This window comes from Vandammella animalimorsus (assembly GCF_002285265.1).
Lineage (GTDB): Bacteria > Pseudomonadota > Gammaproteobacteria > Burkholderiales > Burkholderiaceae_C > Lampropedia.
The window spans coordinates 1-21,320 of record NZ_NSJB01000003.1 but is presented as its reverse complement, the minus strand read 5'-3'; the positions used below and the strand labels follow the sequence as shown (position 1 = coordinate 21,320).

18 protein-coding genes are annotated in these 21,320 nt (G+C 68.5%); 6 read left to right on the top strand and 12 right to left on the bottom strand.

Annotation, left to right across the window (positions count from 1 at the left end):
* Window positions 1-41 precede the first annotated feature (41 nt).
* Both gdhA and efp read right to left on the bottom strand, forming a co-directional pair.
* Window positions 42-1,385, bottom strand: a complete 1,344-nt coding sequence (gene gdhA, locus CK625_RS06195; protein WP_095539445.1) for an NADP-specific glutamate dehydrogenase — start codon at window positions 1,383-1,385, stop codon at window positions 42-44.
* Between the two features lie 365 nt (window positions 1,386-1,750).
* Entirely contained in the window at window positions 1,751-2,305 is a 555-nt protein-coding gene (gene efp / locus CK625_RS06190; RefSeq protein ID WP_095539444.1) for an elongation factor P, read from the bottom strand.
* 271 nt (window positions 2,306-2,576) lie between these two features.
* Between efp and CK625_RS06185 the strand changes: the two genes are divergently transcribed.
* The 3 genes from CK625_RS06185 to CK625_RS06175 all read left to right on the top strand — a co-directional run bounded on the left by CK625_RS06185 (window position 2,577) and on the right by CK625_RS06175 (window position 5,286).
* Window positions 2,577-3,254: a site-2 protease family protein gene (locus tag CK625_RS06185; protein ID WP_238944969.1), complete on the top strand. Its 678-nt coding sequence runs from the start codon at window positions 2,577-2,579 to the stop codon at window positions 3,252-3,254.
* A 45-nt stretch (window positions 3,255-3,299) separates the two neighbouring features.
* A complete protein-coding gene (locus CK625_RS06180) occupies window positions 3,300-4,610 on the top strand; it encodes a tryptophan--tRNA ligase (protein ID WP_095539443.1) in 1,311 nt (436 codons plus the stop codon).
* A gap of 76 nt (window positions 4,611-4,686) precedes the next feature.
* Complete coding sequence (locus CK625_RS06175) at window positions 4,687-5,286, top strand: flavin reductase family protein (RefSeq protein WP_095539674.1); 600 nt, start codon at window positions 4,687-4,689, stop codon at window positions 5,284-5,286.
* A gap of 62 nt (window positions 5,287-5,348) precedes the next feature.
* Here the strand turns inward: CK625_RS06175 and CK625_RS06170 are convergent, their stop codons facing one another.
* Window positions 5,349-7,643, bottom strand: coding sequence for a heavy metal translocating P-type ATPase (locus CK625_RS06170; protein ID WP_095539442.1), 2,295 nt, complete (start codon window positions 7,641-7,643; stop codon window positions 5,349-5,351).
* A 234-nt stretch (window positions 7,644-7,877) separates the two neighbouring features.
* On the opposite strand from CK625_RS06170, the gene CK625_RS06165 reads away from it, so the two are divergent.
* The 3 genes from CK625_RS06165 to ppc all read left to right on the top strand — a co-directional run bounded on the left by CK625_RS06165 (window position 7,878) and on the right by ppc (window position 12,957).
* Complete coding sequence (locus CK625_RS06165; RefSeq protein ID WP_429001299.1) at window positions 7,878-8,648, top strand: basic amino acid ABC transporter substrate-binding protein; 771 nt, start codon at window positions 7,878-7,880, stop codon at window positions 8,646-8,648.
* Between the two features lie 516 nt (window positions 8,649-9,164).
* The gene (locus CK625_RS06160) at window positions 9,165-9,935 is read left to right on the top strand and encodes an amino acid ABC transporter permease (protein ID WP_095539672.1); all 771 of its coding nucleotides are present in this window, start codon (window positions 9,165-9,167) and stop codon (window positions 9,933-9,935) included.
* A gap of 88 nt (window positions 9,936-10,023) precedes the next feature.
* Entirely contained in the window at window positions 10,024-12,957 is a 2,934-nt protein-coding gene (gene ppc, locus CK625_RS06155) for a phosphoenolpyruvate carboxylase (protein WP_095539671.1), read from the top strand.
* Between the two features lie 69 nt (window positions 12,958-13,026).
* Here the strand turns inward: ppc and CK625_RS06150 are convergent, their stop codons facing one another.
* From CK625_RS06150 to CK625_RS06110, 9 genes are all read right to left on the bottom strand, one after another.
* Window positions 13,027-13,929: a DMT family transporter gene (locus tag CK625_RS06150; RefSeq protein WP_095539441.1), complete on the bottom strand. Its 903-nt coding sequence runs from the start codon at window positions 13,927-13,929 to the stop codon at window positions 13,027-13,029.
* A gap of 103 nt (window positions 13,930-14,032) precedes the next feature.
* On the bottom strand, window positions 14,033-14,947 hold the full coding sequence (locus CK625_RS06145; RefSeq protein ID WP_095539440.1) for an SDR family oxidoreductase: 915 nt from the start codon (window positions 14,945-14,947) through the stop codon (window positions 14,033-14,035).
* Window positions 14,948-14,991: 44 nt separating this feature from the next.
* The gene (locus CK625_RS06140; RefSeq protein WP_095539439.1) at window positions 14,992-16,011 is read right to left on the bottom strand and encodes an NADP-dependent oxidoreductase; all 1,020 of its coding nucleotides are present in this window, start codon (window positions 16,009-16,011) and stop codon (window positions 14,992-14,994) included.
* Between the two features lie 56 nt (window positions 16,012-16,067).
* Window positions 16,068-16,610, bottom strand: a complete 543-nt coding sequence (locus CK625_RS06135) for a PaaI family thioesterase (protein ID WP_095539438.1) — start codon at window positions 16,608-16,610, stop codon at window positions 16,068-16,070.
* Window positions 16,611-16,637: 27 nt separating this feature from the next.
* The gene (locus CK625_RS06130) at window positions 16,638-17,432 is read right to left on the bottom strand and encodes an SDR family oxidoreductase (protein WP_095539437.1); all 795 of its coding nucleotides are present in this window, start codon (window positions 17,430-17,432) and stop codon (window positions 16,638-16,640) included.
* A gap of 70 nt (window positions 17,433-17,502) precedes the next feature.
* Window positions 17,503-19,347 (bottom strand): acyl-CoA dehydrogenase, encoded by a 1,845-nt coding sequence (locus CK625_RS06125; protein WP_095539670.1) that lies wholly within the window; start codon window positions 19,345-19,347, stop codon window positions 17,503-17,505.
* Between the two features lie 367 nt (window positions 19,348-19,714).
* Window positions 19,715-20,140, bottom strand: a complete 426-nt coding sequence (locus tag CK625_RS06120; RefSeq protein WP_095539436.1) for an ExbD/TolR family protein — start codon at window positions 20,138-20,140, stop codon at window positions 19,715-19,717.
* Between the two features lie 6 nt (window positions 20,141-20,146).
* Complete coding sequence (locus CK625_RS06115) at window positions 20,147-20,866, bottom strand: MotA/TolQ/ExbB proton channel family protein (RefSeq protein WP_095539435.1); 720 nt, start codon at window positions 20,864-20,866, stop codon at window positions 20,147-20,149.
* Between the two features lie 72 nt (window positions 20,867-20,938).
* Window positions 20,939-21,320: energy transducer TonB (locus CK625_RS06110; protein WP_172425102.1), on the bottom strand; the 382-nt coding region annotated here is incomplete at its 5' end.

Genomic DNA, 21,320 nt, shown 5'->3' with positions numbered 1-21,320 from the left:
TCCTGTTGTGCCACAGCGCGCCGCGCTGCGGCAGAGCGGGCTCAGACCACGCCCTGGGCCAGCATGGCGTCGGCCACCTTGACGAAGCCGGCGATGTTGGCGCCGTCGATGTAGCTGACCTTGCCGTCGGCGCGGCGGCCGTATTGCAGGCAGGCCTGGTGGATGCTTTGCATGATGCCAAACAGGCGCTGGTCCACTTCCTGGCGCGTCCAGGCCAGGCGCATGGCGTTCTGGCTCATCTCCAGGCCGGAGGTGGCCACGCCGCCGGCGTTGCTGGCCTTGCCGGGCGCGAACAGCACGCCAGCGGCTTCAAACGCCTTGGCCGCTTCGATGGTGCAGGGCATGTTGGCGCCTTCGGCCACGCAGACCACGCCGTTGGCAATCAGCGTCTTGGCGTCACTCTCGTCCAGCTCGTTTTGCGTGGCGCAGGGCAGGGCGACTTCGGCCGGGATGTGCCAGGGGCGCTTGCCTTCGATGTACTCGGCGCCGACCTTGGCGGCGTAGTCCTTGACGCGGCCGTACTGCACGTTCTTGATGTCCATCAGGATGGCGAGCTTTTCGGGCGAGAAGCCGGCGGGGTCATAGACGGTGCCGTTGGAGTCCGAGCAGGTGACGACGGTGGCGCCCAGGGCCATGGCTTTTTCGATGGCGTACTGCGCCACGTTGCCCGAGCCGGAGACGGCCACTTTCATGCCCTGGAAGGAGTTGCGCGCCTCGTTGAGCATGGCCTCGGCAAAGTACACGGTGCCGTAGCCGGTGGCCTCGGGGCGGATCAGCGAGCCGCCCAGGTTCAGCGGCTTGCCGGTGAGCACGCAGTCGGCGCGGTTGGTGAGCTTTTTGATGTAGCCGGCGATGTAGCCGATCTCACGCCCGCCCACGCCGATGTCGCCGGCGGGCACGTCGGTGTCGGCGCCGACGTGGCGGAACAGCTCGGCGGCAAAGGCCTGGCAGAAACGCATGATCTCGCCCTGGCTCTTGCCCTTGGGGTCGAAGTCCGAGCCGCCCTTGCCGCCGCCCATGGGCAGCGTGGTCAGCGCGTTCTTGAAGGTCTGCTCAAAGGCCAGGAATTTGAGCACCGAGAGGTTGACCGAGGGGTGAAAGCGCAGGCCGCCCTTGTAGGGGCCGATGGCCATGCTGTGCTGGATGCGGTAGCCGCGGTTGACCTGCACCTTGCCCGCGTCGTCCACCCAGCAGACGCGGAACATGATGACGCGCTCGGGCTCGGCCAGGCGCTCCAGCAGGTTGTGCTCGGCGTATTGCGGGTGCTTGCTGATGAAGGGCCACAGGCTCTCGAACACTTCGGTGGCCGCCTGCTGGAACTCGGGCTGGCCGGGGTTGCGTTGGGCGATGTGGCCCAGAAATTGCTGGAGGGATAGATCAGACATGGTAGGGAAGTCCTGCAAAAAAGAATCAAACGGAACGCCCTGCGCGCCCGCCGCCGCGGCTGCGGCGCTCGTGGCCAAAGTCCCCCACACTGGGGTGGAAGACGCACAGGGCGGGCCGGGGCAGCGTCTGGGGCAGGCTTTCAGGGCGCTGGGCAGGTGCTGCACGCACGGCCTCGGGGCTGTATGACGCCATCTCCACGCACTCTCTGCCGCCGGCGCGCCAGGCCCCGTCGTGAGGGGCTTGGTGCACACGCACACCTGGCCTCTGGCGGCGATCAGCGCCAGGGTCTCGATCTATCGGCTACCAAGGGTTTCAAAGGGGTGCGCGGCCAGCCTGCCGCGCGCCGCACAAGCGCGCAAAGGGCTTAGACGCGCTTGCGGTATTCGCCAGTGCGCGTGTCGATCTCGATGCGATCGCCCTGGTTGACGAACAGCGGCACGGCCACTTCAAAGCCAGTGGCGATCTTCGAGGGCTTGAGCACCTTGCCAGAGGTATCGCCCTTGACGCCCGGCTCGGTCCAGGTGACCTCGCGCTCCACGCTGGTGGGCAGTTCCACCGAAATGGCCTTGCCGTCGTAGAACACCACTTCGGCGCTCATGCCGTCTTCCAGGTAGTTCAGGGCGTCGCCCATGTTGGCGGCCTCGACCTCGTACTGGTTGTATTCGCTGTCCATCCACACGTACATCGGGTCGGCAAAGTAGGAGTAGGTGCACTCCTTCTTGTCGAGGATGACGTTGTCGATCTTGTCGTCGGCCTTGAACACCACCTCGGTGCCCATGTTCGACAGCAGCGCCTTGAGCTTCATGCGCACCGTTGCCGCGCCGCGCCCGCCGCGTGCGTATTCGGTCTTGAGGACGATCATCGGATCCTTGCCATGCATGATGACGTTGCCGGCGCGGATTTCTTGTGCGATTTTCATAAAAGATAAGCGTTGTCTGGATCAAAGAATCCTGCTTGGCAGGGGCCTGCCATGGGTGCTGCAGTGCAAAAAAAAGCTGCGAGATCAAAGCCCGCAGCCCGCGCAACTGATAGAAAAAATCGCCACGACCCAATGGACAGGCCCACACAGGGCCGAGGGCGGATTTTATCCCAATCCCCAGCACGGGCAGAAAAAACGCCAGTCCATGGCAAAGCTTGCTTACCGCCCTGCAGCAGGCAATGGCGCGCATCTTCTGCGAGAATCGCGCGCCGTGAATTTCTCCTCCTTCATCCAAAATGCAGCGGTGATGGCGCTGCCGGTGCTGTTGGCCATCACCATCCATGAGGCCGCGCACGCCTATGTGGCGCGGCGCCTGGGCGATCCCACGGCGGCCTTGCTCGGGCGCGTCACGCTCAACCCCTTCAAGCACATCGACCCCTTTGGCACGGTGCTGCTGCCCTTGCTGCTGTTGTTCGCCTCGCAGGGCGCGCTGATGTTCGGCTACGCCAAGCCAGTGCCGGTGAATACGCGCAAGCTGCGCAACCCGCGCTACGACATGGTCTGGGTGGCGCTGGCTGGGCCACTGTCCAACTTGCTGCAGGCCGTGCTGTGGACGCTGCTGCTGGCTGTGCTGCTGTGGCTGGGTCAGCAGGGCCTGTACGAGCCCTTCTTCGCCCGCATGGCCTGGGCCGGCATCATGGTCAACCTGGTGCTGGCGGCGCTGAATTTGTTTCCGCTGCCGCCGCTCGATGGCGGGCGCATTGCCGTGGGCCTGCTGCCCGCGCGCCCGGCCCACTATCTGGCGCGGCTGGAGCCGCTGGGCTTTTTCATCGTGCTGGGCCTGTTGTGGCTGAACCTGCTCGATCGCTACTGGCTCTACCCGCTGCTTGAAGCCGGGCTGCAGGTGCTGCTGCAGCCGCTGCAATGGCTGGGGCTGCCGCTGCCATGATGCGGGCGCTGCCTGCTGCCACTCACTCTTTTCCGCTTGCCATCCATGACCACCCGTTTCCTCACCGGCATCACCCCCTCGGGCATCCCGCACCTGGGCAATTACGCAGGCGCCATTCGGCCCTCGGTGCGCTCGCAGGCCCAGCCCGGCGCCGAGCATTTCTTCTTCCTGGCCGATCTGCACAGCCTGATCAAGTCGCAAAACCCGGTGCAGACCCAGCAATCGACGCTGGAGATCGCCGCCACCTGGATCGCCTGCGGGCTGGACCCCGAGCAGGTGACCTTCTACCGCCAAAGCGACATCCCCGAAATCCCGCAGCTGACCTGGCTGCTGACCTGCGTCACCGGCAAGGGCCTGCTCAACCGCGCCCATGCCTACAAGGCCGCGGTGGACAAGAATGCCGAGACGGGCGCCGACCCCGACGCCGACGTCACCGCCGGGCTGTTCATGTACCCGGTGCTGATGGCCGCCGACATCATGATGTTCAAGGCGCACAAGGTGCCCGTGGGGCGCGACCAGGTGCAGCACATCGAGATGGCGCGCGACATGGCCGCCAGCTTCAACCACATCTACGGCCACGGGCAGGAGCTGCTGGTGCCGCCCGAGGCGCTGGTGGACGAGCACGTGGCCACGCTGCCCGGCCTGGACGGGCGCAAGATGAGCAAGAGCTACGGCAACACCATCGCCTTGTTCACGCCGCGCGAGCAACTGCGCAAGCTCATCATGGGCATTGCCACCGATTCGCGCGCGCCGGGCGAGCCCAAGGACAGCGAAGGCTCGGCCATCTTCCAGATCTACCAGGCCTTTGCCAGCGCCGAGCAAACCGAGGCCATGCGCCAAGCCTTCGCCCAGGGCATTGCCTGGGGCGAGGCCAAGCAGCAACTCTTTGAGCTGATCGACGCCGAGATTGCTCCGATGCGCGCGCAGTTCGATGCTCTGATGGCCGACCCGGCGCGCATCGAGGCCATCTTGCAGCGCGGCGCCGAAAAAGCCCGCGCCCAGGCCGCGCCCTATCTGGCAGAGCTCAAGCGCGCCGTGGGCCTGTGCGACCTGCGCCAGCCACTGGCCCGGCCCGCCGCGCCGGATGCCGCCGCGGCCGAAGCCCCGCCGCAGATCAAGCAATACCGCGAAGCCGACGGCCAGTTCTACTTCAAGCTCACCACCGCCCGCGGTGCGCCGCTGCTGCAAAGCCTGGCCTACGCCAGCGGGCGCGAAGCCGGCCAGGCCGTGCAGCAGCTCAAGCGCCAAGGGGCCGCCGCGCTGGATGCGCTGGCCGCGCAGCTGCAACCCTTCACGCGCGACGAGGCGCTCGATCAGGCGCTGCAGGCGCTGGTGCAGGCGCAGCAGCAGGGCTGAACCTGCTGCGATGAGGCCCTGCTCGCACCACGTTTTTTGACTTCCCCCCCCGCCGTCTTTGGGAGCGCCCCTGACCATGCCCGACAGCGCCGAGCACCTGCAAAGCCATTTCAGCACCCGCCACTTCCGTGATGCGCTGGGCAGCTTCGCCAGCGGCGTGACCATCGTCACCACGCTAGACGCCCAGGGCCAGCCTGCGGGCCTGACGGTCAGCTCCTTTGCCTCGGTGTCGCTGGAGCCGCCGCTGGTGCTGTGGAGTTTGCTCAACGCCTCCAGCCACCTGCAGGACTTTTTGCACTGTCAGCACTTTGCCATCAACGTGCTGGCTGCCGACCAGCTGCTGCTGGCGCAGCGCTTTGCCACGCCGGGCCTGGATCGCTTTCGCAACCTGCAAACCGTCCGCGCTGCCAGCGGCGTGCCGCTGTTGCCTGGTGCGCTGGCCTGGTTCGAATGCCGCCGCCACGCCCAGCACCTGGCGGGCGACCACACCATTTTCATCGGCCAGGTCGAGCGCGTGGGCTACCGTGGCGCCTGGCCGCGCGAGCTGCCCGGCGCCGACCCGGCCCAGTGCCCACAGGCCCTGGCGCCGCTGCTCTACCACCGCGGCATCCTGCACCAGGGCACGCTGCCCGCGCCGGCTGCAGCGCACAGCCGGCAGACGAACAAGAAATCGTGAGTCAACAAAGGCCTGCGCGAAGCGCGGCGTGCGCTGCGATTCGCGCAAAGTGCATACACGCTCTAAGCTGCCAGCGGTGGCACAAAGCGCCGCAGGCGCAGCGCATTGCCCAGCACGAACAGGCTGGACAAGGCCATGGCGCCGGCGGCGAACACCGGCGAGAGCAGCACGCCCCATAGCGGGTAAAGCAGGCCAGCGGCCACTGGGATCAGCGCAGTGTTGTAGGCAAAGGCCCAGAACAGGTTCTGGCCGATGTTGCGCATGGTCGCGCGCGAGAGCGCGATGGCGTTGGGCACGGCCTGCAGATTGCCCGAGATCAGCACCACGTCGGCCGATTCGATGGCCACGTCCGTGCCGGTGCCGATGGCCAGGCCCACATGCGCCTCGGCCAGCGCCGGGGCGTCGTTGATGCCGTCGCCGACGAAGGCCACCGGGCCATGCGCGGCGCGCAGCGCCTGCACGGCCTGCACCTTGCCGCCTGGCAGCACCTCGGCCACCACCTCATCGATGCCCAGGCGCTGGGCGATGGCCTGGGCGGTGCGGGCGTTGTCGCCGGTGATCATGGCCACCTTCAGCCCTTGTGCGTGCAGCGCGGCGATGGCCGCAGGCGTGCTGGGCTTGATGGCATCGGCCACGGCGATGATGGCCGCCAGGCGTCCGTCGAGCGCGGCGTACAGCGGCGTCTTGCCCTCGCTGCCCAGGCGCTGGGCGGTGGAGGCAAACACGCCGCAGTCCAGCCCGAGCTGCTGCATGAAGCGGTCGGCGCCGATCTCCACGCGCTGCCCGCCCACCTCGGCGCGCACGCCCAGCCCGGTGACGGATTCGAAGGCCTGCACCGCTGGCAGCGTCAGCGCCTGTTGCTCGGCCGCTTGCACGATGGCGCGCGCAATCGGGTGCTCCGAGCGCGCCTCGACCGCCGCCACATGGGCCAGCACCTGCTCGGGCGTGAAGCCGCCAGTGGTTTCCAGATCGGTGAGCGTGGGGCGCCCCTCGGTCAGGGTGCCGGTCTTGTCCAGCGCCACCACCCGCACCTCGTGCAAGGCCTGCAGCGCCTGGCCCTTGCGGTAGAGGATGCCCAGCTCCGCCCCCCGACCGGTGCCGACCATGATGGAAGTGGGCGTGGCCAGGCCCATGGCGCAGGGGCAGGCGATGATGAGCACGGCCACGGCATTGACCAGCGCCAGCGTCAGCGCCGGGGCCGGGCCCAGCAGCAGCCAGGCCCCAAAGGTCAGCGCTGCGATCAGCATGATGGCTGGCACGAACCACAGCGTCACCTTGTCCACCAGCGCCTGGATGGGCAGCTTGGCCGCCTGGGCTTGCTGCACCATGCGGATGATCTGCGCCAGCACCGTGGCTTCGCCCACGGCCGTGGCCTGCATGGTGAAGGCGCCTGTTTGGTTGACGGTGCCGCCCACCAGCTGCTGGCCTGGCGTTTTGGCCACTGGCACCGGCTCGCCCGAGATCATCGACTCATCTACAAAGCTCTGGCCTTCGAGCAATTGACCATCGACCGGAATGCGCTCGCCCGGGTGCACCTGCAGCACGTCGCCGGCGAGCACCTGGTCAATGGGCAGATCGACGAATTGCTCGCCACGGCGCACGCGCGCCGTCTTGGCCTGCAGGCGCAGCAGCCGCGCAATCGCCGCCGAGGTGCGGCCCTTGGCGCGCGCCTCCAGCATCCGCCCCAGCAGAATCAGCGCCACGATCACCGCCGCCGCCTCGAAATACACATGGCTCGCGCCCTGTGGCAGCCAGTGTGGCGCAAAGGTGGCCACCAGCGAATAGCCATAGGCCGCCAGCGTGCCCACGGCCACCAGGGAGTTCATGTCCGGCGCGCCGCGCAGCAGCGCCGGGATGCCCTGGCGGTAAAAGCGCCGCCCCGGCCCCAGCAGCACCAGCGTAGTCAGCACGCATTGCAGCAGCCAGCTGTTGCGCTCGCCGATGTGCTGCGCAATCCAGTGGTGCATGCCCGGCACCATGTGCGCGCCCATCTCCAGCACGAACACTGGCAGTGCCAGCAGCGTGGCCAGCAGCCAGTCGCGCTGCAGCTGCGCACGCTCGGCCTCTTGCTCGGCCTGGGCTTGCGCATCCTCCAGCCCGGCCGGGCCGTCCAATTGCCGCGCGGCATAGCCGGCCCGCTCGATGGCCGCCAGCAGCGCCTGGCCACTGGCGGCGCCGCGCACCGTGGCGCGTTGCGTGGCCAGGTTGACCGAGGCTTGCTCCACACCGGGCACGGCGCCCAGCGCGCGCTCGACGCGCCCGACACAGGCCGCGCAGCTCATGCCGCTGACGGCCAGTTCGATGGTGGTGGCGGGGGTGGCATCATGGGCCGAAGGGGCAGTGCTGGCAGGCTTCATGGCAACAAAGTAAAGGCTTGGGTCAGATTCTCAAGGTAGGCGCAAGTGTAGGCCGCAGAACTTGCCCATCTTGCTCAAGGGGAGGGCTGTACGAATCTGTAGAGGCGCGCGGTGCGCTGGGCACGCAGGCCCTCTCTCGCGCAACTTGCGCAAGGGCGGCCAGGTCGCGGTTGCAAGGCCTGCTTCGTGTCATACTCGCCGCCCTCTTTATTTGTCAAACAAAGCTTACAGATCATGCGCTTTCAACGTACCCTGACCGCACTGATGTTCACCGCTTCGGCACTGTTTGCCGCCCAGGCGCCGGCCCAGGCCGAGCAGGCCCGCCAGCTGGTGGTGGGCTCCAGCGCGACCTACGCGCCGTTTGCCTTTGAGAACAAGGAAAAGCAAATCGTCGGCTTCGACATCGACATCATCAACGCCATTGCGCAGCAGCAGCAGCTCAAGGTGCGCCTGGTCAACACGCCGTTTTCCAGCATCTTTGCCGCGCTCAACAACGGCGATGTGGATTTGGTGATCTCTGGCGTGACCATCAACGACAAGCGCAAGCAAAGCTTCGATTTCTCGGCCCCGTACTTCGATGCCAAGCAGCTCATTGCCGTGCCGCAGGACAGCGCCATCGCCTCGCTCAAGGACATCGCCGGCAAGAAGGTGGCGGTGGTCAGCGGCTCCACTGGCGACGACGTGGCCAGCCGCGAGCTGGGCAAGACCAGCCCGAACGTGCGCCGCTTCGAGAGCACGCCGCTGATCATTGCCGAGCTGGCCGCTGGTGGCGTGGATGCGGCCATTGGCGACAACGGCGTGATCGCCTACCGCGTGTCGCAGACGCCAGGGCTGAAGACGGTGGACGACCCCAACTTCCCCAAGGAGTATTTCGGCATCGTGGTGCGCAAGGGCGATGACGAATTGCGCGCCAAGATCGACGCCGGCCTGGCCGCCATCCGCGCCGATGGCACTTACAACCGCCTCTACAAGAAGTGGTTCGACAAGGACTACATCGCGCAGTGATGCCGTGAGGGCGGGGCGTGAGCCGCCGCTCTGCCAGTTTCGCGCTGCAGCCGTGCAGCGCCAACCTGCGCAGGGGCACCCAGTAGCTGCCGTCTGCGCCGGTGTTGAGTGCCGAGGCCGGGATGTGCGCCCGGCGGCGCACCTCCTTTTCTTGTCTCGCCAAGAAAAGGAGGCAAAAGAAGGCGACCCCGCTGCCCGCGACCCCGGCGCTGCGCGCCGGGGCGACCTGTGCCGATGGCCTGCCAGGGCGGATGCTGCGGAAACTCGCTGCGCGGCTTTGCCGCTGCGCTCAAACAGCCGCAGCGAAATTTGATGAACGAAGCAGGCCCACTGTGTGTGGGCCTGCCCGCCCTGGCCGGCCACCGTCACAGGCGCTGGCAGAAGGGGGCTTTGCCCGGGCCATCGCTGCGCTCGGCCTTGGGCTGGTGCCTGTTTTTCGGCCTGCGCCGCACTTATCAAAACAACCGATCTTGCTTGCCCAGCTGGCCGCCACAGGCGCGCCGGCCCCCACCCACCATGAATGACAACGCCACGGCCTGGTTCGGCTGGTTCCGCGCCGACATCCTGGTCGAATACCAATCCCTGTTCTGGCACGGCGCCCTGATCACCGTGGGCATGACGCTGGCCTGCGTGCTCATGGGCTGCATGCTGGGCCTGCTGCTGGCGCTGGCCAGGCTGGCCCAGGCGCGCCATGCGCCCTGGCGTGGCCTGTGCCGCTATGTGCTGCGCTGGCCGTCCACCGCCTACGTCAGCTTTTTTCGCGGCACGCCGCTGTTCGTGCAAATCATGCTGATGCACTTTGCCGTGATGCCGGTGTTCATCCATCCGCAGGACGGTCTGCTGGTCAGCGGCGAGTTGGCACGCCAGCTCAAGCAGGACTACGGCGCGCTGCTCTCGGGCGTGGTGGCGCTGACGCTGAACTCCGGCGCCTACATCTCCGAAGTGTTTCGCGCCGGCATCCAATCGATCTCGCGCGGCCAGCGCCAGGCTGCGCTGTCGCTGGGCATGACGCCCGCCCAAAGCATGCGCTACATCGTGCTGCCGCAGGCCTTCAGACGCATGCTGCCGCCGCTGGGCAACAACATGATTGCCTTGCTCAAGGACACCTCGCTGGTCTCGGCCATCGGCCTGGCCGAGATGGCCTACGCCGCGCGCACCGTGGCCGGCGCCTACAGCCGCTATTGGGAGCCTTATCTGGCCATCGCCCTGGCCTATTGGCTGATGACCTTCTTGCTCACCCTGGGGCTGCGCAGGCTGGAGCGGCACCTGGCGCGCGCTGACGCATAGCGCACAGCGCACCAGCGCGTGCGACGCGCGGTTTGCCAGCCGGGCCCTACCATATGCACTTTGCTTTTCGACTGGGAGATTGAGCGCCATGCACACCAAAGAGCCCACAGACGCAGCCCAGCAGCACACGCACGAGCAGGACAAGGAGCAGCCGCTGCGCGAGGACATCCGCCTGCTCGGGCGTTTGCTGGGCGAGGTGATCCGCGAGCAGGATGGCGATGCCGCCTTCGAGATGATCGAGCGCATCCGCCAGCTGGCCGTGGCCGACCGCCGGGCGAGCCAGGCTGAGGCAGGCCAGGCCAGCAGCGGCCTGCAGCCGCTGTTGCAAAGCCTGAGCAACGACGACACCGTCACGGTGGCGCGCGCCTTCACCTACTTCAGCCACCTGGCCAACCTGGCCGAGGACCAGCACTTTCTGCGCCGGCGCGAGGTGCACGAGCGCCGCGGCGAGCATCCGCGCGGCAGCCTGGCCGATGCGCTGGCGCGGCTGCGCGCAGCCGGCGTCGATGCGCCGCAGGTGCTGGCGACGCTGGCGCAGGCCTATGTCTCGCCGGTGCTCACCGCCCACCCTACCGAAGTACAGCGCAAAAGCATTCTGGATACGGAAAAGCGCATCGCCCAGCTGCTGGCCGAGCGCGGCCGCCTGCAGCAGCAGGCGCAGCGCGACGCGGCGCTGGGCCAGCCCGACGCGCGCCTGCCAGCGCGGCTGGCGGCCAACGAAGCGGCGCTGCGCGCGCGCATCACCCAGCTGTGGCAAACGCGGCTGAACCGCTACTCGCGCCTGACGGTGCACGACGAGATCGACAACGCGCTGAGCTATTACGAGGCCACCTTTTTGGAGGAAGTCCCGCAGCTGTACGTCCAGCTGCAGGCCCTGCTGCTGCCCGGCCAGCCCGCGCCGCCGCGCCTGGCGCTACCGAGCTTTTTCCGCATGGGCCAATGGATTGGCGGCGACCGCGACGGCAACCCCAACGTCACCGCGCACACGCTGCGCTACGCGCTGGCGCGCCAAAGCGGCGTGGCGCTGCGCCACTACCTGGCCCAGGTGCATGCGCTGGGCGCGGAGCTGTCCATGTCCGAGCGGCGCGTGCCTGTCAGCGCCGCCTTGCAGGCCCTGGCGGACGCCTCGGGCGACGACAGCCCGCACCGCGCCGATGAGCCCTACCGCCGCGCCCTCAGCGGCATCTACGCGCGCCTGGCCGCCACCCTGGCGCAACTGGGCGATGCCGGGCCTGGCAGCGCGCCACTGCCCGCGCCCCGGCCCATGCAAATGCCGCGCCCGGCCTACGCGCATGCGGGCGAGCTGCTGGCCGACTTGCAGGTGATTGCCGACTCGCTGCACGCCCACCACGGCCAGGCCCTGATGCCCGAGCGCCTGCTGCCGCTGATGCGCAAGGTGGACGTATTCGGCTTTTGCCTGAGCACGCTGGATTTGCGCCAAAGCTCCGACCAGCACGAGGCCGTGCTGACCGAATTGCTGCGCGTGGCGCGGCTGGCGCCCGACTACGGCGCGCTGGACGAAGCCCAGCGCCAGGCGCTGTTGCTGCAACTGCTGGATGAGCCGCGCTCGCTGCGCGTGCCCGAGCACGCCTACTCGCCCCTGGCGCGCAGCGAGCTGGAAATCTTCGACACCGCACGCGAGATGCTGCAGGCCTACGGCCCGCAGGCCATTGGCCACTGCATCATCAGCCACACCGAGAGCGTTAGCGACCTGCTCGAAGCCCTGCTGCTGCTCAAGGAAGCCGGCCTGGTGCAAGGCCGCCTGAGCGAGCAGGCGCAGGCCAGCCTGATCGTCGTGCCGCTGTTCGAGACCATTGCCGATTTGCGCCAGGCCCCGGCCATCATGCAGGGCTACTACGACTGCCCCGGCATTGCGCCCATGATGCTGCGCTCGGGCGGTGAGCAGGACATCATGCTGGGCTACTCCGACAGCAACAAGGACGGCGGCATCTTCACCAGCCACTGGGAGCTGTACATGGCCGGCACTGCATTGGTGCAGTGCTTTGCCGACATTGGCGAGCGCCACGGCGGGCAGATCCGGCTGCGCATGTTCCACGGTCGCGGCGGCGCCGTCGGGCGCGGCGGCGGCCCCAGCTACGACGCCATCCTGGCGCAGCCGCCGGGCACCGTGCGCGGCCAGATCCGCCTGACCGAGCAGGGCGAGGTCATCGCCTCCAAATACGCCAACGCCGAGATTGGCCGCCGCAACCTGGAAACCCTGGTGGCCGCCACCCTGGAGGCCACGCTGCTGCCGCAACGCCAGCCTGTGCCCGCGCACTACCTGGCCGTGGCGCAGGCGCTGTCCGAGGCCAGCATGCGCGCCTATCGCGCGCTGGTGTTCGAGACGCCCGACTTCGCCCGCTACTTCTTCAACGCCACGCCGGTGCGCGAAATCGCCGAGCTGCACATCGGCTCACGCCCGGCCTCACGCAAGCCCGGCCAGCGCCTGCAGGATTTGCGCGCCATCCCCTGGAGTTTTGGCTGGGGCCAAAGCCGCCTGACGCTGCCGGGCTGGTATGGCTTTGGCAGCGCCGTGCAGGCTTTTGTAGAAGGCCAGGCCCAGCCGGCCACGCCGCCCGGCGGCCAGCCCCTGCCGCCGCTGGCCACGCCCGCCCAGCGCCAGGCCCTGCTGCAAGAGATGGCCAGCCAGTGGCCCTTCCTGCAAACCCTGCTCTCCAACATGGACATGGTGCTGGCCAAGAGCGACCTGGTGCTGGCCGAGCGCTACAGCCGCCTGGTGCCCGAGGCCGCGCTGGCGCAGGCGGTGTTCGCCCAGATCAGCGCCGAATGGCAGCGCACCGTGGCCGCGCTGGAGCTGCTGACCGGCCAGCGCCAGCGGCTGGCGGGCAACCCCGGCCTGGCGCGCTCCATCCGCCACCGCTTCCCCTACATCGACCCGTTGCACCACATCCAGGTCGAACTGCTCGAACGCTGGCGCGCCGGCGGGGCCGACGAGCGCGTGCAAACGGCCATCCACATCAGCATCAACGGCATCGCCGCAGCGCTGCGCAACACGGGGTGAGGGCGGCGGCCCCTGCGCGCATCCAGGGCAAGGGGCGCGCCGGCATCTTGCAGATGCTTGCAGGCGCTTTCAGCGCCGCGCCGAGATCACGATGCCGGTGACGATCAGCGCAAACGCGGCGCCGTGGTAGGGCTGGGGGGCCTCGCCCAGCAGCAGGGCCGACATCAGCGCGGCAAACAGCGGCGTGAGGTTGGAAAACAGCGCCGCCAGCGTCGGCCCGGCGCGCTGCACGCCCATGCCCCAGCAGCGGTAGGCGATCAGCCCCGGCCCCAGGGCGATGAACAGCAGCCCTGCGGCCAGCGGCAGGCCCCAGTGGATGGGTTGCGCGCCGCTGTGCCATTCCAGCCCGGCGGCCAGCGCGCACCAGCCAATGCCCAGCAGCACCTGCACCAGCAAAAAGGCCGCCCAGTCGCCGCGCAGCGCGGCGGCAACGGGCGCGCGCAGCAGCAGCCAGCTGTAGCCGGCCCAGCACAGCGCGGCCAGCAGCATCAGCAAATCGCCGGGCACCAGCGACAGCGCCGCCAACTGCTGCCAGCTGCCGCGCGTGAGCACCAGCAGCACGCCGGCCAGCGAGAACAGCGTGGCCAGGCCCTGACGCCAGCTGGGGCGCTCGGCAAAGAACAGCGCGCCCACCAGCATCATCCAGATGGGCGAGCTGGCGGCCACCAGCGTGATGTTGATGGGGCTGGAGCTGCGCAGCGCCATGTACTGCAAGGCGTTGTAGCAGCCGATGCCCAGCAGCCCCATCAGCAGCAGCGGCCGCAGGCTGGCCAGGGCCTGGCCCCGCAGCGCCCACAGCCGCCAGCCCAGCGGCAACAGCAGCAGCGCCACCAGCGCCCAGCGCAGCAGGTTCAGCGTGATGGGCGGCACCAGCGGCGCCAGCATGCGCCCGGCCACGGCATTGCCGGCCCACAGCAGCGGCGGGATGGTCAGCAGGGCAGCGGTGGCGGGCGTGAGGGCGAAGGCGGGCATGGCGTGTCTCGTGTGGGCGTGAGGTAGCGGCGCTGCCGCCCGGTGGGCGGCAGCCGTGGGCACAGGCTTTCAGGCCCGCTTGCGCCGAGATTGGAGCAGGCTTTCACTGCCGCAGCTGCTGGCGCAGCTGCTCGCCCACTTCAGGCTTGTGGGCAAAGGGGTCGCTGGGATTGCGCTGCTGCATGATGTCTTCGAGCCGGGTCTGCACCGGGCCCAGGGCCTGGGGATGGCTGTAGATGTAGAAGCGATCCTGGGCGATGGCGTCAAAGACCATGTGCGCCACGTCGGCGGCGCTGACCTTGCCCGATTGCACGGCTTTTTTGCCCATGGCCTGGCCCACGCGCTGGCTGGCAGTCAGCGCTTGCCCGGCCAGCGCCTGTGGGCGGTTGCGGCCACTGTCGGCGATGCCGGTGGGCACGAAGTAGGGGCACAGCACGCTGGCGCCGATTTGCTCGGTGACCAGGCGCAGGTCCTGGTAGAGCGTTTCGGTCAGGGCCACGACGGCGTGCTTGCTGACGTTGTACAGCCCCATGTTGGGCGGCGTGAGCAAGCCGGCCATGCTGGCGGTGTTGACGATGTGGCCCCGCCAGGCTGGATCCTGGCGCGCGGCCTGCAGCATCATGGGGGTGAAGCTGTGCACGCCGTGCACCACGCCCATCAGGTTCACGCCCATGACCCAGGCCCATTCCTGGGGCGTGTTCTCCCACACCAAGCCGGCGGCGGAGACGCCGGCGTTGTTGAACACGAAGTGCGGCGCGCCCAGCGCCTGCTGCACCTGCTGGGCCAGGGCCTGCATGGCGGCGGCGTCGCTGACGTCCACGCGCTGGGCCAGCAGTTGGCGCCCGCGCGCGGCCAGTTGCGGCTGCAGCTCGGCGGCGGCGCGCTCCAGCGCGTCCTGCTGCACGTCCACCAGCACCAGGTGCATGCCGCGCGCGGCGGCAATGCGCGCGCATTCCAGCCCGAAGCCCGAGCCTGCGCCGGTGAGCACGGCGGTCTTGCCATCGAAGTCGCGGATCATGGCGGTTCTCCTTCTTTAAGTGCGCAGCGCCTTGGCAGGCGCGCTCAGATCAGCTTGACCAGTTGCTTGCCGAAGTTCTTGCCGCGCAGCATGCCCAGGAAGGCTTCGGGCGCGGCCTCGATGCCCTGGGCGATGGATTCGCGCGGGCGCAGCTTGCCGCTGGCCACCAGCTCGCCCAGCTCCTTGAGGGCGGCGGGCCAGACGTGCATGTGCTCGCTGACGATGAAGCCTTCGACGCGCATGCGGTTGACCAGGATCAGCGCGGGGTTGAGCATGGGCAGGGGCTGGCCGTCGTAGCCGGCGATCATGCCGCACAGCGCAATGCGCGCGAAGGCGTTGGTGCGCAGCATCACGGCGTCCAGGATCCAGCCGCCGACGTTCTCGAAGTGGCCGTCGATGCCATCGGGGCAGGCGTCCTTGAGGGCCTTGGCCAGCGAGCGCACGTCCTGGTTGTGGGCGCGGTAGTCGATGCAGACGTCAAAGCCCAGCTCCTGCTCGGCGTAGCGGCATTTGTCGGGCCCGCCGGCAATGCCCACGACGCGGCAGCCGCGCGCCTTGGCCAGCGCGGCGTAGGCGCTGCCCACGGCGCCGGAGGCGGCGGTGACGGTCACGGTCTGGCCGGGCTTGGGGTCGATGATGTGCACCAGGCCGTAGTAGGCCGTCACGCCGGGCATGCCCACTGCGCCCAGGTAAGCGGACAGCGGCACCGGCCCGGCCGGCACCTTGCGCAGCATGCCGCTCTGGCCGGCATCGACGACGCTGTATTCCTGCCAGCCGCCCATGCCCACGACCAGATCGCCCACGGCGTATTTGTCGCTGCGGCTTTGCACGATCTCGCCGACGGTGCCGCCGATCATCACCTCGCCCAGCGGCTGCGAGGCCGCGTAGCTCTTGGAGTCGTTCATGCGCCCGCGCATGTACGGATCCAGGCTGAGGTAGTGGTGGCGCACCAGCACCTGGCCGTCTTGCAGCTCAGGGGTTGGGCTGGTCACCAGCTTGAAGTTGCTGGCCGTGGCCTCGCCCTGGGGGCGGTTGTCCAGCAGGATTTGGCGGTTGCTTGGCATGGCGGGGTCTCCTTGCGATGGGAATGGAATGTGATGGGATGGGAAAAGGTGGCGCCTCAGCGGCTGGCAGTGTTGCCGCTGCCAGCGTTGCCTGCGCTACCGGCGCCTTCTGCGCTGTGGGCGCTGCCGGCGCTGGGGGCTGGCGCGGCGGCGGGGCGCTCCTTGAGCACGAAGGTGCCGCTGGCCTGGGCGCTGGGCTGGCCCTCGCCGTTGAAGACGGTGGCCTCCAGGAACACCAGCGTGCGGGTGCGGTGGATCAGCCGGCCGCGCGCGGTGAGCACGCCGGTGGAGGGGCGCAAAAAGGTGCTTTTCATCTCCACCGTGATGGCGCCCAGGCCGGGGCGATCGGGCTCCAGCGCGGCAAAGGCCATGGTCACGTCCAGCAGCGTCATGACCACGCCGCCGTGCGCCATGCCGTAGGCGTTCATGTGCTCGGGCAGCGGCGCAATGCGCAGGTGCGAGGCGCCTTCGCCGTAGCTGAGAAACTCGATGCCCAGGTGCTCGATGAAGGGCACGGTAAAGCCCAGGTTGTCCAGCGCCTTCTGGGCTGCGCCCTGCTGGGCGGGGCTGGCGTGGGCCAGGTCGTATGCGGTGCTCATGGGGATGGCCTTTGGCGTGTGTGGCTCTCAACCACCGATCAGCGCGCTGACGCCGCCGTCCACGGCCATCAGCTGGCCGGTGATGTGCTTGCCCGCGTCGGAGGCAAACAGCAGCGTGATGCCCTTGAGGTCCTCGTCATCGCCCAGGCGCTGCAGCGGTGCGTGGCGGGCCACGGCATCGGCCCCGCCCATGGCCTTGAGCGTGCCGGCCGTCATCTTGCTGGGGAAGAAGCCCGGGCAGATGGCGTTGACGCGGATGCCCAGCGCGCCCCATTCGGTGGCCAGCGCACGCGTGAAGTTGACGACCGCGCCCTTGGAGGTGTTGTAGGCGATGGTGGTCATCTGCGCCGGGTTGCCGCCCAGGCCGGCGATGGAGGCGACGTTGATGATGCTGCCGCTGCGCCGCGCGATCATGCTCTGGCGCGCGATGAGCTGGCTGAGCAGGAAGTAGCCGCGCACGTTCAGGTTCATGACCTTGTCCCAGGCCTCGAGCGGGTGCTCCTGCGCGGGCGCGCCCCAGGTGGCGCCGGCGTTGTTGACCAGGATGTCCACCTGGCCCAGCTGCTGCTGGGCGTGGGCGGCCAGACGGCCCAGGTCTTCGGGGTTGGAGGCATCGGCGGCCAGCCACTGCGCATCAATGCCCTGGGCGCGCAGCGCGGCGGCGGCTTCCTCCAGGTCGGCGGCCTTGCGCGAGCTGATCAGCACCTTGGCGCCGGCCTCGCCCAGCGCCTGGGCCATTTGCAGGCCCAGGCCGCGCGAGCCGCCGGTGACGAGCGCGGTCTTGCCGCTGAGGTCGAACAGTTGTTGGATGGTGCGGGTCATGTCGGGGTCTCCTCGGGGAGTGATCTTTTGGGGTGATTTCGGGGTGATCTTTGGCGGGCATTGGCGAGGGTCAGAACGCGGCGGCGTCCAGCTCGGCGCAGGTCATGTCGCCGGCGGCGGCCACGCCCAGCCAGGCGCCGATCTTGGGCAGCTCGTAGGCGAAGAAGTAGCGCGCGCAGGCCATGCGGCCCTGCGCGGCCGGGCTGTGCAGGGCCGCATCGGCGCGCAGCGTGGCCAACGCCAGGTCCAGCCAGACCCAGGTCAGCACGGTGTGGCCAAAGCCCTGCATGTAGGGCACGGCGTTGGCCAGCGTGCGCCTGGCATCGCCAGTGCGCTGTGCCCATTGCCAGGCGGCCTCGGTGGCGTGCAGCACCTGCTGCCAGGCCGCGCGCAGCTGCGCAGCCAGCGGCGCCAGCGCCTCGCTCTCCTGGGCAGCGGCGGCTGTGGCCTCGATGCGCTGGCCCAGCAGCGCCAGCCCGGCGCCGCCTTCCATGCGCACCTTGCGCCCGAGCAGGTCGTTGGCCTGGATGCCGTGCGTGCCCTCGTGGATCATGTTCAGGCGGTTGTCGCGCCAGTACTGCTCGACGGGGAAGTCGCGCGTGTAGCCATAGCCGCCGTGGATTTGGATGGCCAGGGAGTTGGCCTCCAGGCACCATTCGCTGGGCCAGCTCTTGGCGATCGGGGTCAGCACTTCCAGCAGCAGCCGCGCCTGCGCGGCGCTCTCGGGCGCGCCGGTGTGCTGCTCGTCCACCAGGCGCGCGGCCATCAGGTTCAGCGCCAGCGCGCCTTCGCAATAGGCCTTTTGCGCCAGCAGCATGCGGCGCACGTCGGCGTGCTCGATGATGGGCACTTGCGCGCTGGCCGCATCCTTGCCGGCTGCGCCCAGCGGCCGGCCCTGCGGGCGGGCCTTGGCGTATTCCAGGCTGGCCTCGTAGCCGGCGTAGCCCAGCATGGTGGCGGCCATGCCGATGGCGATGCGCGCTTCGTTCATCATGTGGAACATGCAACGCAGCCCATCGCCCACGGCGCCGACGCGATAGCCGATGGCCCCGGCGCTGCCGCGCACCGGGTATTTGCCCTCGCCGAAGTTGAGCAAGGTGTTGGTGGTGCCGCGCCAGCCGAGTTTGTGGTTCAGCCCGGCCAAAGCCACGTCGTTGCGCTCGCCGGTGCGCTGGCCGTCGCTATCCACCAGGTGCTTGGGCACGATGAACAGCGAGATGCCCTTGACGCCGGGCACCAGCTTGCCGTCCGGGCCTGGCACCTTGGCCAGCACCAGGTGCACGATGTTCTCGGCCAGCTCGTGGTCGCCCGAGGAAATCCACATCTTGTTGCCGCTGAGGCGGTAGCGCGGGCCCAGCGGGTCGGCCTCGAAATCCGCGCCATCGGGCACGGCGCGCGTGGCCACGTCGCTCAGCGAGGAGCCGGCCTGCGGCTCGGACAGGCACATGGTGCCGGTGAAGCGGCCGTTGAACTCGTTGTGCGCGAACACCCGTTGCTGCATGGCGCTGCCGTGCGCCATCAGCAAATTGGCATTGCCGCTGGTGAGCATGTTCGAGCCGATGCTGATCGAGGCCTTGGCAAAAAAGGTGTTGGCCGCCGACTCGACCACGAAGGGCAGTTGCATGCCGCCGATGTCGTAGTCCTGCGCGGCGCTGAGCATGCCCGAGTCGGCATAGGCCTGGCGCGCCTCGTAGGTGGCGCGCGGCAGGATGACTTTTTCGCCGTCGAAGTGCGGCTCCTCGGTATCGACCAGCCGGTTGAAGGGCGCGTACTTCTCGCGCGCAATGCGCTCGCAGGTCTGCAGCACGGCGTCGTAGGTCTCGCGCGAGTGATCGGCGTGGCGCGGGCGCTGGTTCAGGGATTGAACATCGATCCAGTCGTAGAGCAGAAAGTCCAGGGTGTCGCGCAGGCTCATGGTGTGCAATTGGGCGTAGGTGGTGCGGCAAGCGCCGCGGCCAGTGCCAGGCCGCAGCGCAAAAATGCCGCGCATCCTACCGCGCGGGCCTGGTCGCTCCAGTCACTTATGCAACCTTGGCCGCGGCTGCGGGCGATTGCGCCCGCGCCCGGTCGCTGCCGCCTGCTCAGGGGTGGGCCGCAGCCCCGGGATGCGCGCCCGGCGCTGCAGCTTGCTGTCTCTCGTCTGGCCAAGAAAAGCCGGGGGGCTTGGCGCGGGCATGGTTTGGCGCGGCCTGTGGCCTGCTTGCCAGGCCCCGATGGGGCCGGGCAGCAGTGGGCCCGATCGCAAGCCGTTTTTTGTGCGCTGCGCCGGGGGGCAGGCCGCCTCAGGGCGCTGCGGCCTGTTCCGGCTCGGTGATGAAGCCGATCTTGCTCAGCCCGGCCTCGTGCGCCATGGCCATGGCGCGCATGACGTGGTCGTAGCGGGCGTTCTTGTCGCCCTGGATGTGCAGCGCGGGCTCGGGCTCCTTGGTGGAGGCCTGGCGCAAGTGCGCCAGCAGCTGCTCGTCCGTCATGGGCTTGTTGTCGATGAAGAACTGGCCGTCCTGGTCGATGCTCAGGCTGATGGTCTCGGGCTCGATCTTTTCCTGCTCGGTGCTGGCCTGGGGCAGCTCGATGTTCACGGCGTGCTTGATGACCGGCACGGTGATGATGAAGATGATCAGCAGCACCAGCATGATGTCGATCAGCGGCACCATGTTGATTTCGCTGAGCACGTCGCCCGAATCCTGCTCGGGGTTGGAGAAGGCCATGGCTGCTTACCCCCTGCGCTTGAGCTGCAGCACCTTGGCCGATTCGCTGCCGTGGGCCACGCGCGCGCCGGTGACGTAGAAGGCGTGCAGGTCGTGGGCGAAGCCGTTGACCTGCAGCAGCAGCGACTTGTTGCCGCGCACCAGCGCGTTGTAGCCGATCACGGCCGGGATGGCCACGGCCAGGCCGGCGGCAGTCATGACCAGGGCCTCGCCAATGGGGCCGGCCACGGTGTCCATGGTGGCCTGGCCGCTGGCGCCGATGGCCAAAAGCGCGTGGATGATGCCCCAGACGGTGCCAAACAGCCCGACGAAGGGCGCGATGGAGCCCACGGTGGCCAGGATGGACAGGCCCGCCTGCAGCCGCGCGGTAAAGCCTTCGATGCAGTAGCGCAGGTTGCGCGTGACCCAGTCGCTGATGTCCAGGCTGTCGTGCAGGTGGGCCTGGGTGTTGCGGTGGTGGTTGACGGCGTCGCGCCCTTCGAGCGTGAGCAGCAGGAAGGGGTTGTCGGCCTGGCTGCCCAGCTTCTGGATGCCGGCATCGAGGTTTTCGCTGTGCCAGAAGTCCTTGCTGGCCTTGACCATGCGCTTGTAGCGCATCAGGCCCAGGCCCTTGACCAGGATGACCACCCAGGTGGCCACCGACATCAGCAGCAGCAGCACGGCGACACTGCGCCCGACGGCATCGGCCTGGTTCCAGGCGCTGACCAATCCAAATTCGGAACCCATGAATCAATACTCCTTGAGGGAAAAAGCAAAACCAGTGGTGAAAGGTGTTGGGGGAATGACGCGCCCTGGCGCTCAGCGCTGGAGCTTGAAGCTCACCGGCAGGATGTACCAGTCGTCGATGGGCACGCCGTTGCGGGTGGTGGGCGTGAAGCGGCCATTGCGCAGCAGGCCTTCGATGGCGGCGCGGTCGAGCCGGTCGAAGCCGCTGCTCTTGGCCAGCACGGCCTCCTTGATGCGGCCATTGGCGCCCACCAGCACGCGCACGCGCACCACGCCTTCTTCTCTGAGGCGCTGACTTTGTGACGGATAGCTGATGCCGGCATTGCGCACGGCGGCGGCATTGCGGGCCTCGTGGCGCTCGATCACCGGCGCGCTGGGGGCCACAGGCGCGGCGGGCGCAGCCGGCGGCGCCGGTGGCGCTGGCGGGGGTGGCACGGGCGCGGGCGGGGCGGGC